Here is a 13115-nt window from a genome sequence, read left to right on the forward strand (position 1 = left end):
AAGGGCCCCGCGCCGGTGCGCGGGGCCCTTCGGCGTACGGGGGCTCAGCCCGCCTGCCGGTCCGGGACCGAGCGCAGCGGGTGCTCGGCCAGCGAGGTCATCCGGGCCCGGTCCTCGGCACCGGCCGGGGTGAAGAGCAGCACCAGCGCCGAGGGGTCGTCCACCGGGTGGAAGGACGACAGGGTGAGCCGGACCGGGCCGATCCCGGCCGGCTCCACCACCACGGCGCGGGCGGTGAGTTCGGCCACCGAGTGGCAGCCCCACCAGTGCCGCAGCTCCGGCGCGTCCTGGTCCAGGTGCCGGTAGACCTCGCCGGTGCGCGGGTCGGCGAGGGCAGGTCCGGCCTGGGCCCGGAAGTGCTGGAAGACGTTCATCGCGAGCGGCTCCCAGTCGTGCAGCACGCCCCGCAGCCGCCGGTCGGCGGCCATCAGCCACATCAGGTTGCGCCGGTCGGCCGGCACCGCCTCGGGCGGACCCCAGAGGGCGGCCCAGGCGGCGTTCCAGCCGAGCAGGTCGAAGTGCCGGTCGAGCAGCACCGCCGGGCTCAACGGCCAGGAGTCCAGCACCGGTTGGACGGCGGCCCGGAGGCCGCCGTCGGCCGGGGCGGCCGGCTCGTGGTAGCCGGCCAGCCGCATCGCGTGCCGCAGCCCGGCGGCGTCCAGCTGCAGCGCCCGGGTGACCGCCTCCAGCACCTGGCGGGAGGCGGTCACCCGGCCCTGTTCGAGCCAGGTGTACCAGGCCAGTCCGACCCCGGAGAGCGAGGCCACCTCCTCCCGTCGCAGGCCCGGGGTCCGGCGCCGGGCAGTGGATCTCAGGCCGACGTCGGCCGGCTTGAGCTGCTCGCGGTGGGCACGGAGGAAGGCTCCGAGTTCCTGGCTTACGAGGGGAGTTGACATGCTGGGTGCTCCTCGGGCGGATGGTTGTTCCGTCGTGCTTCAGCCTAGAGCGGCTTGAGCTGCCACAGGCGGACGGGCATGTGGCTCACCCAGCCGAGTTCGTCCTGGCGCTGCCGCGCCGTCTCGCCGATCGCCCGGAAGAAGGTGGCGCGCAGCTCCGGTGGCACCAGTCGGCTGTAGTAGTCGCCGAAGGTGGCGGCGTGGAAGTGCTCGTACTGGGCGGCGTCCTCGACGTTGACGACCGCGTCCCGCTCCAGGTACGAGTCCACCGTGAAGTACCGGGCCAGCAGTTCGCCGAGCTCGTCCGCCGGCCGGGTCCTGGTGCCGATCGGCAGCACCTCGCCGCGCTCGAACACCCCCGGCACGTCGGCCGGTTCGACCCCGGTGGCGATCAGGGCGGAGCGGACCAGCTCGTCCTCGCCACCGAGCCCGAAGGCGTCCCGGGCCGGGTGGTAGGTGGTCAGCAGGAAGGTGCCGCCGGGGGCGAGCCGCTCGGCCACCCAGGAGAAGATCCGGTCCTCCACGGGGTACAGCCAGTGCAGCACCGAGGTCATGGTGACCAGGTCGGCCGTCAGCGGCAGTTGCTGCGGGTCGGTCAGGTCGGCCCGGTGCAGCTCGGTCCGGCCCCCGAAGCGGGCCAGCCGTTCGGTGGCCTCGGCGATCCGGTGCTCGGAGCGCTCCAGACCGATCGCCAGCCGTAGCGACGGGTGCCGGTCCAGGGCGGTCTCCAGCAGCTGGCCGATGCCGCTGCCGAGGTCGACCAAGGTCTCTGGGGTGCCGGTCACCTGGTCCAGCACCCAGTCCCGGTCCAGGACTTGGCGCAGCCGACTGGCGTCGGCGTAGCCGGCCAGGGTGTCGGCCTGGATCTCAACGTCGGACGCGGTGGTCACTGCTGGGCCTCCTCGGCGGGGGTGTCGATGAGCTGGAGCAGCCGCTCACGGGCGGCGCTCTGGTCGTAGCGGTGGAAGATGTTGATCCGGTTGCGGGCCAGATCGCCCCGGTGGACGTACTCGTAGAGGTCCTGCCGCTGGCCGAAGCCGTCGCCGGTGAGCTCCCAGGCCAGCCGGAACAGGCGGGACTTGTGCTCGGCGTCGATCTCCTTGCCGCGCATGTAGCGGTCCAGCTGCGGGCGCAGCCGGGGGTTGGCCAGGTCGCCCGCGGTGGGCTGCATCAGCAGCCCGGAGGCGCCGATCTTCCGGACGATCTCGACCGCGCTGCCCGCCACTTCGGCCGACCAGACCCGGCTGGCGGCGGTGTCGCCCGGGGCCAGCAGCCCGCTGTCGGTGACCTTGGCCCGGGCCTCGGCGGCGTCCAGGAAGTACTCGGTGAGCTCGGCGTACCCGGCCAGCCGCCCCAGGTCCTCCTGGACGTTGCGGAAGCCGTCCACCCCGATCGACTCGGCCACCAGGGTCGCGGTGGCCAGCAGCGTGCGCAGCCGTTCCCGGTAGCGGACGTGTCCGATGTACGCGCTCCAGGCGTTGATCCGGCCGAGGCCGGTCCGGGCCAACTGGCCGTCCCGGAGCAGGAAGACCCGGTCCCAGGGGACCAGGACGTCGTCGAAGAACAGCATCGCGTCCTGCTCGTCGAACCGGGCGCCGAGCGGGTGGGCGTGGCCCCACGGGGCGCTGCCGAGCGGTTCCCGGCAGAGGGTGAGCAGGCCGGGGGTGTTCAGCGGCAGGGCGAACCAGACCACGAACTGCTCGGCGCTGCGCTGGGTGAACGAGGCCGAGAGGTAGACCAGCACCTCCTGGGCCAGCGGGGCCAGCGTGGTGAGCTGCTTGGCGCCGCGCACCACGATGCCGTGCTCGTTCTCCTCCAGCACCCGCAGGGCCAGGTCGGGGTCCTCGACCGGGTCGGCCGAGCGGTCGATCTGGGGGTCGCCGAGGGCGTGCGAGAGCACCAGGTCGTTGCTCGACACATGGCGGTACCAGGCCTCCGCGTTGGCGCCGAACCTGGCGTCGCTGCGGCCCAGTTGATGCCGGAAGTCGTACACCCCGAGGGCGATCGAGGCCATGAAGGCGGGTGAGCGGCCGTGCTGGCCGAGTGCCTCGGCGTGCCAGAACTCGGCGCTGCGGCGCTGCAGCCTGAGGTCCTCCAGGGTGCGCGGCGGCTGGAAGGCGCGGGCGATCCGCTGCCCGGTGTCCGGGTCCTGCCAGGTGAGCAGGTCCCGGTGCTCGGGGTCGTGCTGGAGGTCGAGCAGCCGGGCCAGCTCCTGGGCGGCGGGCCGGAAGGCCGGGTGGTCGGCGGGGTTGTCGACCCGCTTGCCGTCGAGGTAGAGCTCGCGGCCGTCGTCGAGCTCGTCCAGGTACCGCTCGCCCGTGAGCAGGCCCCGTCCGAGGGCGGGCGTGTCGAGCAGGGTCATGCGCTGGCTCCTGTCGGGGTCATGGCGTGGTGGTCGGCCAACTCGCGGTAGTGGCCGTCGTGGTAGAGCAGCGGTGCGCCCGGGCGGCCGTCGGCGGCGGCCACCTCGCCGATCAGCAGGGCGTGGTCGCCGGCCGGGAGGACGGCCTGGAGTCGGCAGTCGAACCAGGCCAGGCAGTGGTCCAGGACGGGGGTGCCGGTGGCCTCGGGGTGCATCGGGACGGTGGTGAACATCCCGAGTGCGCGGCCCGCGCCGGGAGTGGCGAAGCGGCGGCCGACCGCCTCCTGGCCGGCGGCCAGCACCGAGACCGCGTACCGGCCGCCGGAGCGGACGGCGGCGGCCAGCGGGCTGTGCCGGGCCACCGCGACGCTGATCAGCGGCGGGTCGAGGGAGAGGGTGGCGAAGGAGGAGACGGTCTTGGCGAACACCTCGTCACCGTCCCGGGCGGTGAGCACCGCGACACCGGTGGTCCAGTGCCGGGCGGCGGCCCGGACGGCGTCGGGATCGGCCGGCACGGCGGCCGGCGGCGGGAACTGACGGGGGCTCACCGCAGCCCCACCCGGTAGGCGCGCAGCCACTCGTCGACCTGCACCAGGTGGTCCAGCCCGCCGACCGGGTTGGGGGCGGTCCGGGGGCTGGGCAGTGGCTTACCCTCGCTCAGCAGCCGTCGCACCAGGGCGCGGTCGACCAGGTCGAAGACCGGGGCCGACGGGTCGGCCAGCAGCGCGTGCGCCCGCTCGGTGAGCACCTCGGTGTACCGGACGGCCGGGGTGGAGGGGTAGCCGCTCTTCGGCCGGTCGGCCACCTCGGCGGGCAGCAGGTCCCGGACGGCGTCCCGGAGCAGGCCCTTGGAGCGGCCGCCGGGCGTCTTGAGCGCCCAGGGCACGTTCCACAGGTACTCGACCAGGCGGTGGTCGCAGAACGGCACCCGGACCTCCAGGCCGACCGACATCGAGACCCGGTCCACCCGGTCCAGCAGCGGCGGCAGCCACCGGGTCAGCGCCAGGTGGAACACCTCCCGGGTGCGCGCGTCGGCCGCCGACTCCCCGGCCAGGACCGGAACTTCGGCGATCGAGCGGCGGTACGCCTCGGCGGTGTACTCCTCGGGGCGCACCTCGGCGGCGACCTCGGGGCGCAGCAGCGCGGCCGGGGTGGTCCGCCCGTGCAGCCAGGGGAAGGTGCCGGAGGCCAGCGCCGCCGGGTCGTGGAAGTAGGGGTAGCCGCCGAAGATCTCGTCGGCCGCCTCGCCGGAGAGGGCGACGGTGGAGCGGTGCCGCACCTCGCGGAAGAGCAGGTGCAGCGAGGCGTCCATCTCGCCCCAGCCGGGCCGGTCGCGGGCCCGCAGCACCGCGTCCCGGGCCAGCAGCAGGTCGTCGTCGGGGATCAGGACGGAGGTGTGCAGGGTGCCGATGTGCTCGGCGGCGGCCTGCACGTACGGCGCGTCCACGGTGGTGCGCCAGGCGTCCGGGGTGCGGTCGGCGCTGCCGGGGAAGTCGACCGAGAAGCTGGTGATCTTGCCCTGGCCGTTCCGCTCCCGGGCGATCGCCGCCAGGGCGGTGATCGCGCTGGAGTCCACCCCGCCGGAGAGCAGCGTGCACAGCGGTACGTCACTCAGCAGCTGGCGCTCGACCGCGTCGGCGAGCAGCTCCCGGACGTGCGCCCGGGTCGCCTCCGGCGAGTCGGTGTGCACGGCCGACTCCAGCCGCCAGTACCGGACTTCGGTGGTGGCGCCCCGGGTGACCCGGACCAGGTGGCCGGGGCGGACCTCGTTCAGCCCCCGGAAGAGCCCGTGTCCGGCGGTCGGGGCGGCGGGCAGCGCGAACAGCTCGGCCACCCCCGTCGGATCGAGTTCGGCCGGGAACAGCGGGTTGGCCAGCAGTGCCTTGGGCTCGGAGCCGAACAGCACCCCGCTGCGGTGCGGGTGCCAGTACAGCGGCTTGATGCCCAGGTGGTCCCGGACCAGCAGCAGTTCCTCACTGCGGGTGTCCCAAATGGCGTAGGCGAAGATGCCGTTGAAGTGCTCCGGGGCGGCGGCGCCCCACTGCAAGTGCGAGCGGAGCAGCACCTCGGTGTCGGAGTCGGTCCGGAAGACGTGCCCGTACCCCTCCAGCTCCCGCCGCAGCTCGCGGTGGTTGTACAGCTCGCCGTTGTAGCAGAGGACGGCCTGCGGGTGCTCCGCGTCGGCCTGCGGCTGCACTCCGCCGTCCAGGTCGATCACCGAGAGCCTGCGGTGGCCGAGCGCCAGGTGGCGGGAGAGCCAGACGCCCTCGGCGTCCGGGCCCCGGCAGGCCAGGGTGGCGGTCATCTCCCGTACCGTGCGCCCCTGGTGGCGCAGGTCGGTGTCCCAGTCGAGCCAGCCGGTCACGCCGCACATCACGCCTCCCGGCGGGGGTCGGAGTCGGTGGGGGCCGAGGCCTCCCAGCGGCAGCCGTGCCCGGTCGGGCCGCTGCGCAGCCGGTACTCGGGGCGGAAGCCCTTGGCCCGGATGTTGGAGGAGGTGGCCTCGGTGCAGTAGGTGCACGGCGAGGCCAGGGTGAGCCGGACGCCGCTGCGGCGGGCCTTTTCGCGGTAGTCCCAGATCGCGCAGTGGGTGATGGTGAGCGCGGCCCGCTCGGCGGTCGGCTGCACCTCGTCATCTAACTCGTAGTCGGATCCGTACAGTTCGGCCTGCCGGGCGATCCGGTGGATCGGGTCGGCGGCGCCCCGGCCGTGGTCCGGCTCCACCTCGCGGTGCACCTCGGCGTTGGAGGCGGCCCAGTCGGCCAGCGCGGGCTCGCCGTACCGGGCGACCAGGAAGCGCTCCATCAGCGCCTGCCCTCGGAAGAACACCCGCTGCCACTCCCCCGAGCCGGCCGTCGCCTCGTCCGGCAGGTCGGCGAAGACCGCGGACTGGAGCGCGAACCAGTCGGTCAGGTGGACGCCGTCCCCGCGCGAGACCAGGTAGCGGGTCAGCCCGGCCTCGGCCTCGTGCAGCCGCTGGCGCCAGAGCGCGGACCGCTCGGCCTCCGGCATGGCGCGGTACGGCGATCTCGGCTGCTCGGCCCAGCGGCCGGGGGCGGGGCCGGGCTGGGGAAGGACGGCGGTGGCCGGTGCGGGCGGCGCGGGCGCCGTGGCACCCTCGGGCACATCGCTCAACGGACTGCTCCCTTCGGCGGATCCTGGCGTGTGCCCCCACGCTAGGAACCGGGCCACCTGACGAAGTAGCCCCGAACGGACCCGAACGGGGCGACCATCGGAGCATCCGACTGATCCGAAGGTCGCCCCTCCGCCGCCCGCTCGGCCCGCGCCGCCAGACCGACCGGCCCCCCGACGCTCAGCCCGCCAGGCCGTGCCGGTGCGCGTACAGCGCGGCCCGCAGGCGGTCGGACTGGCCGATCTTCCGCATCGCCTGGGTGAGGTGCTTCTTCACCGTCGCCTCGGCCAGCGCCAGCTCCCGGCCGATCTCCGCGTTGCTCAGCCCCCGGGCCAGCTGGGCCAGCACGTCCCGCTCCCGGCCCGTCAACCCGACCTGCTGGAGCGCCGGTTCGGCCGCCTGCCCGGCCAGGCTGGCGGGGTGCACCCGGGCCGACGGCGGCGCGGGCAGGAACACCGAGCCGCCCGCCGCGGCCAGCTGCACCGCGCCGATGATCCGGTCCTCCGGCAGGTCGATCGGGAAGCAGCCGCTGGCCCCCGCCAGCAGGATCCGGCTCGCCTCGGTGGTGGACTCGGCCCGCCGCAGCAGCAGCACCCGCGCCTCCGGCGCACCGTCGGGCCCGCGCAGCGCGGCCACCGCCGCGAGGTCGTCGCCGAGCGAGGCGCCCCGGCCGAGCAGGATGACGTCGGGCCGGGTCCGGCGGACGGCCGCGACCGCCCCGGCCGGGTCGCCCGTGCTGCCGACCACGGCCAGGCCCGGCACGGTGGCCAGTACCGAGCGCAGCCCCGCGCTGGCCACCGGGTGCCGCTCCATCACGAACACCCGGGTGACCTCGGCCAGTTCGTCGCGGGCACCGCACACGGGGTGCCCGCAGTCGCACCGGCCGGCCGGGTGCGGGTCGGCGGCGGCCCGGCGGGCGGCCGGGTCGGTGAGCAGCTGGTGGCCGGCGATCAGGTCGAGCGGGTTGTCGATCTCGGCCTGCAGGGCCTCGACCGGAACGGCCGGGCCGATCCCGAGATGGGCGTGGCGGCGGACGGCGGCCCGGTGGCCGCGGCCGCCGGACTGGGTGCTCCGGCTGGTCAGGGCCGTCATCACGCACCGTCCCGGTTCGGGGCGGGCGAGTTGGCGACGGTCGACTGTGCAGGGTCAGGCATGGCGGTTCCCTCGGATGTGGCGGGCCGCGCCCCGGGGGCACGGCACTGCGGCGGGCGCGGTGCGACGGCCGCGAGCCGTGGGGGACGGGCGGCGGGCCGGACGGGCCTGATGCGGGAGGGCGCTGCCGAGAGGGTGGCTTGGCGGTCAGCGCAGGGATGCGCGGGGACACAGCTCGTCGAAACACCGTCGGTGCCACGAGCCGCCGATCCCGACCAGGGTGAAGTCGGTCCGCCGGATTGCCATACCGGCACCCTAGGACCGGGCCCGTAGCAGGTCAAGGACGGGACGGCGGCCCGGCAGACGGTGCAGCGTGCTGCCGGGGTGCTCCGGTCCTATGACCAGCGGTATCCGCATGAACTGCTGACTGGCTGTCAACCGCACTGATCCGCAACCTTCGTGACACCGGCCCGGAGCCGGCGGCCGAACGCCTCTGCGCGGCCCACCCCACCTCGCCCTCCCCCGGAAGGAAGTCCGCCATGCCCGCCGACCCGCCCCCGACCCCGCCGAGCGGGGTGCGCGGATGACCGGGTTCCTGCTGCGCCGGGCCCTGCTGGCGGTGCCGACCCTGCTGGGCGTGACGGTCGTGGTGTTCGCCACCGTGGCCCTGGTACCGGGCGATCCGCTGACCGCCTTCCTCGGCCCCGGCGCCCCGCCCGAGGCCCGGCTGGAGCTGTCCGAACGGCTCGGCCTGGACCGGCCGTTGCCGCTGCGCTACCTGGGCTGGCTGGGCCACGCGCTGCACGGCGACCTGGGGGTGTCGATCTCCGCCCAGCGGCCGGTGCAGGAGCTGGTGGGTGCGGCGGTCGGCCAGACCCTGCTGCTGACCGGGGCGGCCTTCCTGCTGGTGCTGGTCGGCGGCGTCCTGCTCGGCGCCGTCGGCGCGCTGCGGCCGTACAGCCCGCTGGGCCGGGTCTGCGACGCGCTGAGCACGCTGGCGGTGTCCGCGCCGCAGTACTCGGTGGCCCTGCTGCTGATCGCGGTGTTCGCGGTCCGGCTGCGCTGGCTGCCGGCCGGCGGGACGCACGACGTGTTCGGCACCGGCGGCCCGGGCGATCTGCTGCTGCACCTGCTGCTGCCCGCCGCGGCCGCCGCGCTGGTCCCGCTCGGGCTGACCGCCAAGGTGTTCCGGGCCGCCCTCGCGGCGGTGCTGGCGGGCGAGTTGGCCGACAGCCTGCGGGCGCGCGGGTTGAGCCGGACGGCGGTGCTGCGGCACTGCGTGCACAACGCCTCGCCCGCCCTGCTCACCATCGGCGGCCTGCAACTGGCCTACCTGCTGGAGGGCGTGGTGTTCGTGGAGACGCTGTTCGCCTGGCCGGGGATCGGCCGGCTGCTGTTCGACGCCCTGTCGGCCCGCGACCTGCCGCTGGTGCAGGGCGGGGTGCTGCTGGTGGCGGTCGCGTTCGTCGGGATCAACCTGCTGGTGGACGCGGCGCACGCGGCCGTCGACCCCCGGGTGCGGAGCCGGGCATGAAACGGACCGCCCGTCAGGACCCGTTCCTGCTGCTCGCCCTGGGCACCGCGCTGCTGCTGGCGCTGGTCGCCCTCGCCGCGCCCCTGATCGCCCCGTACGACCCGGCGGCGGGCTCGCTGGAAGCCCGGCTGCTCGACCCCGGCACCGCCGGGCACCTGCTCGGCACCGACGGCCAGGGCCGGGACGTGCTGAGCCGGCTGATCTGGGCGGCCCGCGCCTCCCTGCTCGGCGGACTGGCGCCGGTCGCCGTCGCCACCGTCGCGGGCACCCTGCTCGGGATCGCGGCCGGTCTGGGCGGACGGGTCACGGAGCAGGCGCTGCTGCGGTCGCTGGACGTGCTGTACGCCTTCCCCGGCGTGCTGCTGGCGATCGCGGTGGCCACCGTGCTTCGGCCCGGCCTGGGCGCGACCGTGCTGGCGCTGTCGGTGGTGCTCACCCCGGCGGTGGCCCGGGTGGCGTTCACCGAGGTCCGGCGGATCCGCACGGCCGAGTACCTGGAGGCGGCCCGGGTGAGCGGCGCGGGGGCGGTCGAGCTGGCAGTGCGTCAGGTGGTGCCGGTGGTGGCACCGGTGGTGCTGGTGTACGCGGCCTCGCTGGTCGGCCTGGCCGTGGTGTACGCCGCCGGGCTGTCCTTCCTCGGCCTCGGGGTGGCCCCGCCGACCGCCGAGTGGGGCGCGATGCTCGACGAGCTGCGGCCCGCGCTGCTCACCCGGCCCTGGGTGGCGGTCCAGCCCGCCCTGGTGATCCTGCTGGTCTCGGTGCTCTTCAACACCCTCGGCGAACGCCTGCGCCGCCGCCTCGGCGACAGCGGCGCCCAGCTGCCGGAGGCGACCCGATGACGAACGATCAGGTGCTGACCGTCACCGACCTCGCGGTCGAGTACCCGGGCGGGGTCCGGGCGGTCGCCGGGGTCTCGTTCGAGGTCCGGGCCGGCGAGGCGCTGGTGCTGCTCGGCGAGTCCGGCAGCGGCAAGACCACGGTCGCCCGCACCGTGATCGGCCTGCCCGGTCGCGGGGCCCGCGTCACCGGCAGCGTCCGGCTGGGCGGGGCCGGCGGAACGGAGCTGCGCGGGCTGACCGGACGCGAGTGGTCCGCGGTGCGGGGCAGCCGGATCGGCTACGTCCCGCAGGACCCGACCGCCACCCTGGACCCGCTGCGCCGGATCGGCCCCCAGCTCGCCGAGGTGCTGCGCCGGCACGGCCGCGCCGACGGGCGGCGCGCGGCCCGGGCCGCCGTACCCGCGCTGCTGGAGCTGGCCGGGATCGCCGAGCCCGACCGGGTCGCCCGGAGCTACCCGCACGAGCTGTCCGGCGGGCTCCGGCAGCGGGCCGCGATCGCCATCGCGGTCTGCTGCGGGCCCGAGCTGCTGATCGCCGACGAACCCACCACCGCACTGGACGCCCTGGTGCGCGGCCGCATCCTCGACCTGTTCGACGAACTCCGCCGGGAGTGCGGCATCGCCCTCCTGCTGGTCACCCACGACCTGGCGGCGGCCCGCCGGATCGGCGGCACGGTCGCGGTCCTGCACGACGGCCTCGTGGTCGAGTCGGGCCCGGCCGCACTCCTGGCCGCCGAACCACCGGGGGCCTGGGAGACCGCGACGCCGGCCGCTGGAGCGTTCGACGTACGCAGCGGGTCAGCCACGTTCCTTCCCGAGCCCCTGGACCGCCGATGACCACCGCCGAACCGCTGCTCACCCTCGACGCGGTCCGCAAGGACTTCGGCGCCCGCACCGCCCTGGCCGGCGTCAGCCTCCGGGTGGCACCGGGCGAGACGGTCGGCCTGGTCGGCGAGTCCGGCAGCGGGAAGTCCACCCTGGCCCGGCTCGCGCTCGGGCTGCTCGCACCCGACGCCGGCACCGTCCGCTTCGCCGGCCACGACCCGTACCGCCTGCGCGGCCGACCGGCCCGGACGGTCCGGGCCCGGCTCCAGTTCGTGCCGCAGCACCCCCGCGGCTCGCTCAACCCGGCCCTGCGCGCGGGCGAGGCGGTCGCCACCGCCCTGCGGCTGCACGGCACTCCGCGCCGCGACCGCCCCGCCCTGGTCGCCGACCTGTTCGAACAGGTCGGCCTGAAGCCGGAGTTGGTGCAGCGCTACCCGCGCGAGCTGTCCGGCGGACAGCTCCAGCGGGTGGCCGTGGCCCGGGCCCTGGCCACCGGCCCCGACCTGGTGGTCTGCGACGAACCGACCTCGGCCCTGGACCGCGGTGTGCAGGCCCGGCTGCTCGACCTGCTCACCGGTCTGCAGGAACGGACCGGTCTGGCCTACCTGTTCATCTCGCACGACCTGGCCGTGGTCCGCCGGCTCGCCCACCGGGTGCTGGTGCTGCGCAACGGCCTGGTGGTCGAGCAGGGCCCGGCCGCCGAGCTCTGGTCCTCGCCCTCCCATCCGTACACCCGCGCCCTGCTGGACGCCGCCACCGGCGGCTCCCGCGCTTCCGACCCGATCACATCCTGAGGAAAGCACCATGACGCACCGTCACCCGCTCGCCCGTACCCGCTCCAGAGCCGCCGCCCTGGCGGCCGCCACCGTGCTCCTCACCGCTGCGGGCTGCGCCTCCACCCCGACCACCGGACCGGGCGCGGACTCCGGCGGTGCGGGCCGGGGCGGCACCCTGGTGATCGGCGCCACCGGCAAGCTGCCCAACCCGGACACCGTGATCGGCGGGGCCGGCTTCGAGGGCAAGCGGCTGGTCAGCTTCCAGATCTACGAGGGCCTGACCCGCTACGACCTGTCGACCACCGACAAGCCGCCGGCCGTCACCGGCGCACTGGCCGAGTCCTGGCAGGTCGCCCCGGACGCGAAGACCTGGACCTTCACCCTGCGCAAGGGCGTCACCTTCCAGGACGGCACCCCGTTCGACGCGGACGCGGTGCTGTTCAACCTGGACCGCTACCTGAAGAAGGGCAGCGAGAACTACACGGACGCGCTCGGCGCCGCCGCCAAGGAGTACGCGGGCGGCATCACCGGGTACCGCAAGCTGGACCAGGACCACGTCGAGCTGGTCACCAAGGACCCGAACGGCCACTTCCCGGAGGACCTGGCGCACGTCCTGATCGCCAGCCCGACCGCCGTGCAGAAGACCGGCTCGGCCAAGTTCGCCCAACACCCGGTCGGCACCGGACCGTTCGCGTTCTCCTCGTACACCGAGGGGCAGCAGATCGAGCTGGTCGCCAACAAGAGCTACTGGCGCGGCGCCCCCAAGCTGGACAAGCTGGTGGTCAAGCCGCTGCCGGACGCCGCCGCCCGCACCGCCGCACTCCGCTCGGGCGGGGTGAACTGGATCGAGTACCCGAACCCGGACGACATCGAGAGCCTGAAGGCCGACGGCGTCAAGATCGCCACCAACAGCTACGACCACCTCTGGTACTGGATCCTGGACACCACCAAGGCGCCGTGGAGCGACCCCCGGGTGCGCCGGGCCGCCAACTTCGCGATCAACCGCGAGGCGATCGCCGACAAGCTGCTGCACGGCACCGCCGACCCGGCCTACCAGGCCGCACCGCGCGCCACCGGTGCGTACGACAAGGCCGGCGACGCGTACTCCTACGACCCGGCCAAGGCCAAGCAGCTGCTCGCCGAGGCCGGACTCTCCGGCGGGTTCTCCACCTCGGTCACGGTGCCCACCGGCGGCTCGGGCAACCTGGTGCCGGTGCCGATCGCCGAGGCGATCCAGCGCGACCTGGCGGCCGTCGGCATCAAGGTCGAACTGCGCACCACCGACTGGTCCACCCTGATCGGCGCCGAGGCCAAGGGCAAGGTGGCGCTCGACTCGGACGCCATCGCCCAGTCCACCACCCTGTTCCAGTCCGAGGCGCTGCTGCCGCTCTTCATCGGCACCGACAGCCCGTTCTGGACCGGCCACTACAGCAACCCGAAGGTGGACGAGCTGCTGAAGTCGGCCGGCGCCTCGCCCGACCAGGCCAAGCGGCAGGCGGACTACCGGCAGGCGCTCTCGCTGGTGACCCAGGACGCGCCGTGGCTGTTCGTGGTCAACGACCGCAACCCCCGGGCGCTGTCGCCGAAGGTGCAGGGCCTGGTCCAGCCGCAGTCCTGGTTCCTCGACCTGACCACCGTCTCGGTCCGGCCGTGACCGCC

The 13115-nt window shown here is 74.8% G+C and carries 12 protein-coding genes; 5 read left to right on the forward strand and 7 right to left on the reverse strand.

The window, feature by feature from the left end:
* Positions 1 to 44: 44 nt before the first annotated feature.
* From ABT118_RS14150 to ABT118_RS14180, 7 genes are all read right to left on the reverse strand, one after another.
* Positions 45 to 896: a helix-turn-helix domain-containing protein gene (locus ABT118_RS14150; RefSeq protein ID WP_350668299.1), complete on the reverse strand. Its 852-nt coding sequence runs from the start codon at positions 894 to 896 to the stop codon at positions 45 to 47.
* Between the two features lie 44 nt (positions 897 to 940).
* A complete protein-coding gene (locus ABT118_RS14155; protein WP_350668306.1) occupies positions 941 to 1786 on the reverse strand; it encodes a class I SAM-dependent methyltransferase in 846 nt (281 codons plus the stop codon).
* The gene (locus ABT118_RS14160) at positions 1783 to 3258 is read right to left on the reverse strand and encodes a 4-hydroxyphenylacetate 3-hydroxylase family protein (protein WP_350668311.1); all 1476 of its coding nucleotides are present in this window, start codon (positions 3256 to 3258) and stop codon (positions 1783 to 1785) included. Before ABT118_RS14160 ends, ABT118_RS14155 begins: the two co-directional genes overlap by 4 nt.
* Positions 3255 to 3806, reverse strand: a complete 552-nt coding sequence (locus ABT118_RS14165; RefSeq protein WP_350668315.1) for a flavin reductase family protein — start codon at positions 3804 to 3806, stop codon at positions 3255 to 3257. Before ABT118_RS14165 ends, ABT118_RS14160 begins: the two co-directional genes overlap by 4 nt.
* On the reverse strand, positions 3803 to 5632 hold the full coding sequence (gene asnB, locus ABT118_RS14170; RefSeq protein WP_350668321.1) for an asparagine synthase (glutamine-hydrolyzing): 1830 nt from the start codon (positions 5630 to 5632) through the stop codon (positions 3803 to 3805). The genes ABT118_RS14165 and asnB overlap by 4 nt, the downstream gene beginning before the upstream one ends.
* A complete protein-coding gene (locus tag ABT118_RS14175; RefSeq protein WP_350668322.1) occupies positions 5632 to 6393 on the reverse strand; it encodes a hypothetical protein in 762 nt (253 codons plus the stop codon). The genes asnB and ABT118_RS14175 overlap by 1 nt, the downstream gene beginning before the upstream one ends.
* Positions 6394 to 6571: 178 nt before the next feature.
* On the reverse strand, positions 6572 to 7483 hold the full coding sequence (locus ABT118_RS14180) for a LuxR C-terminal-related transcriptional regulator (RefSeq protein ID WP_350668323.1): 912 nt from the start codon (positions 7481 to 7483) through the stop codon (positions 6572 to 6574).
* Positions 7484 to 8066: 583 nt separating this feature from the next.
* Here ABT118_RS14180 and ABT118_RS14185 point away from each other — a divergent pair.
* The 5 genes from ABT118_RS14185 to ABT118_RS14205 are packed head-to-tail and all read left to right on the forward strand — an operon-like array spanning position 8067 to position 13110.
* A complete protein-coding gene (locus ABT118_RS14185) occupies positions 8067 to 9017 on the forward strand; it encodes an ABC transporter permease (RefSeq protein WP_350668324.1) in 951 nt (316 codons plus the stop codon).
* Positions 9014 to 9856, forward strand: a complete 843-nt coding sequence (locus tag ABT118_RS14190; RefSeq protein ID WP_350668325.1) for an ABC transporter permease — start codon at positions 9014 to 9016, stop codon at positions 9854 to 9856. Before ABT118_RS14185 ends, ABT118_RS14190 begins: the two co-directional genes overlap by 4 nt.
* Positions 9853 to 10692, forward strand: a complete 840-nt coding sequence (locus ABT118_RS14195; protein WP_350668326.1) for an ABC transporter ATP-binding protein — start codon at positions 9853 to 9855, stop codon at positions 10690 to 10692. Before ABT118_RS14190 ends, ABT118_RS14195 begins: the two co-directional genes overlap by 4 nt.
* Positions 10689 to 11474, forward strand: coding sequence for an ABC transporter ATP-binding protein (locus ABT118_RS14200; protein WP_350668327.1), 786 nt, complete (start codon positions 10689 to 10691; stop codon positions 11472 to 11474). Before ABT118_RS14195 ends, ABT118_RS14200 begins: the two co-directional genes overlap by 4 nt.
* Positions 11475 to 11484: 10 nt before the next feature.
* Entirely contained in the window at positions 11485 to 13110 is a 1626-nt protein-coding gene (locus ABT118_RS14205) for an ABC transporter substrate-binding protein (protein WP_350668328.1), read from the forward strand.
* Positions 13111 to 13115: the final 5 nt, after the last annotated feature.

The sequence above is a fragment of the Kitasatospora sp. NPDC002040 genome, from assembly GCF_040296785.1.
GTDB lineage: Bacteria > Actinomycetota > Actinomycetes > Streptomycetales > Streptomycetaceae > Kitasatospora.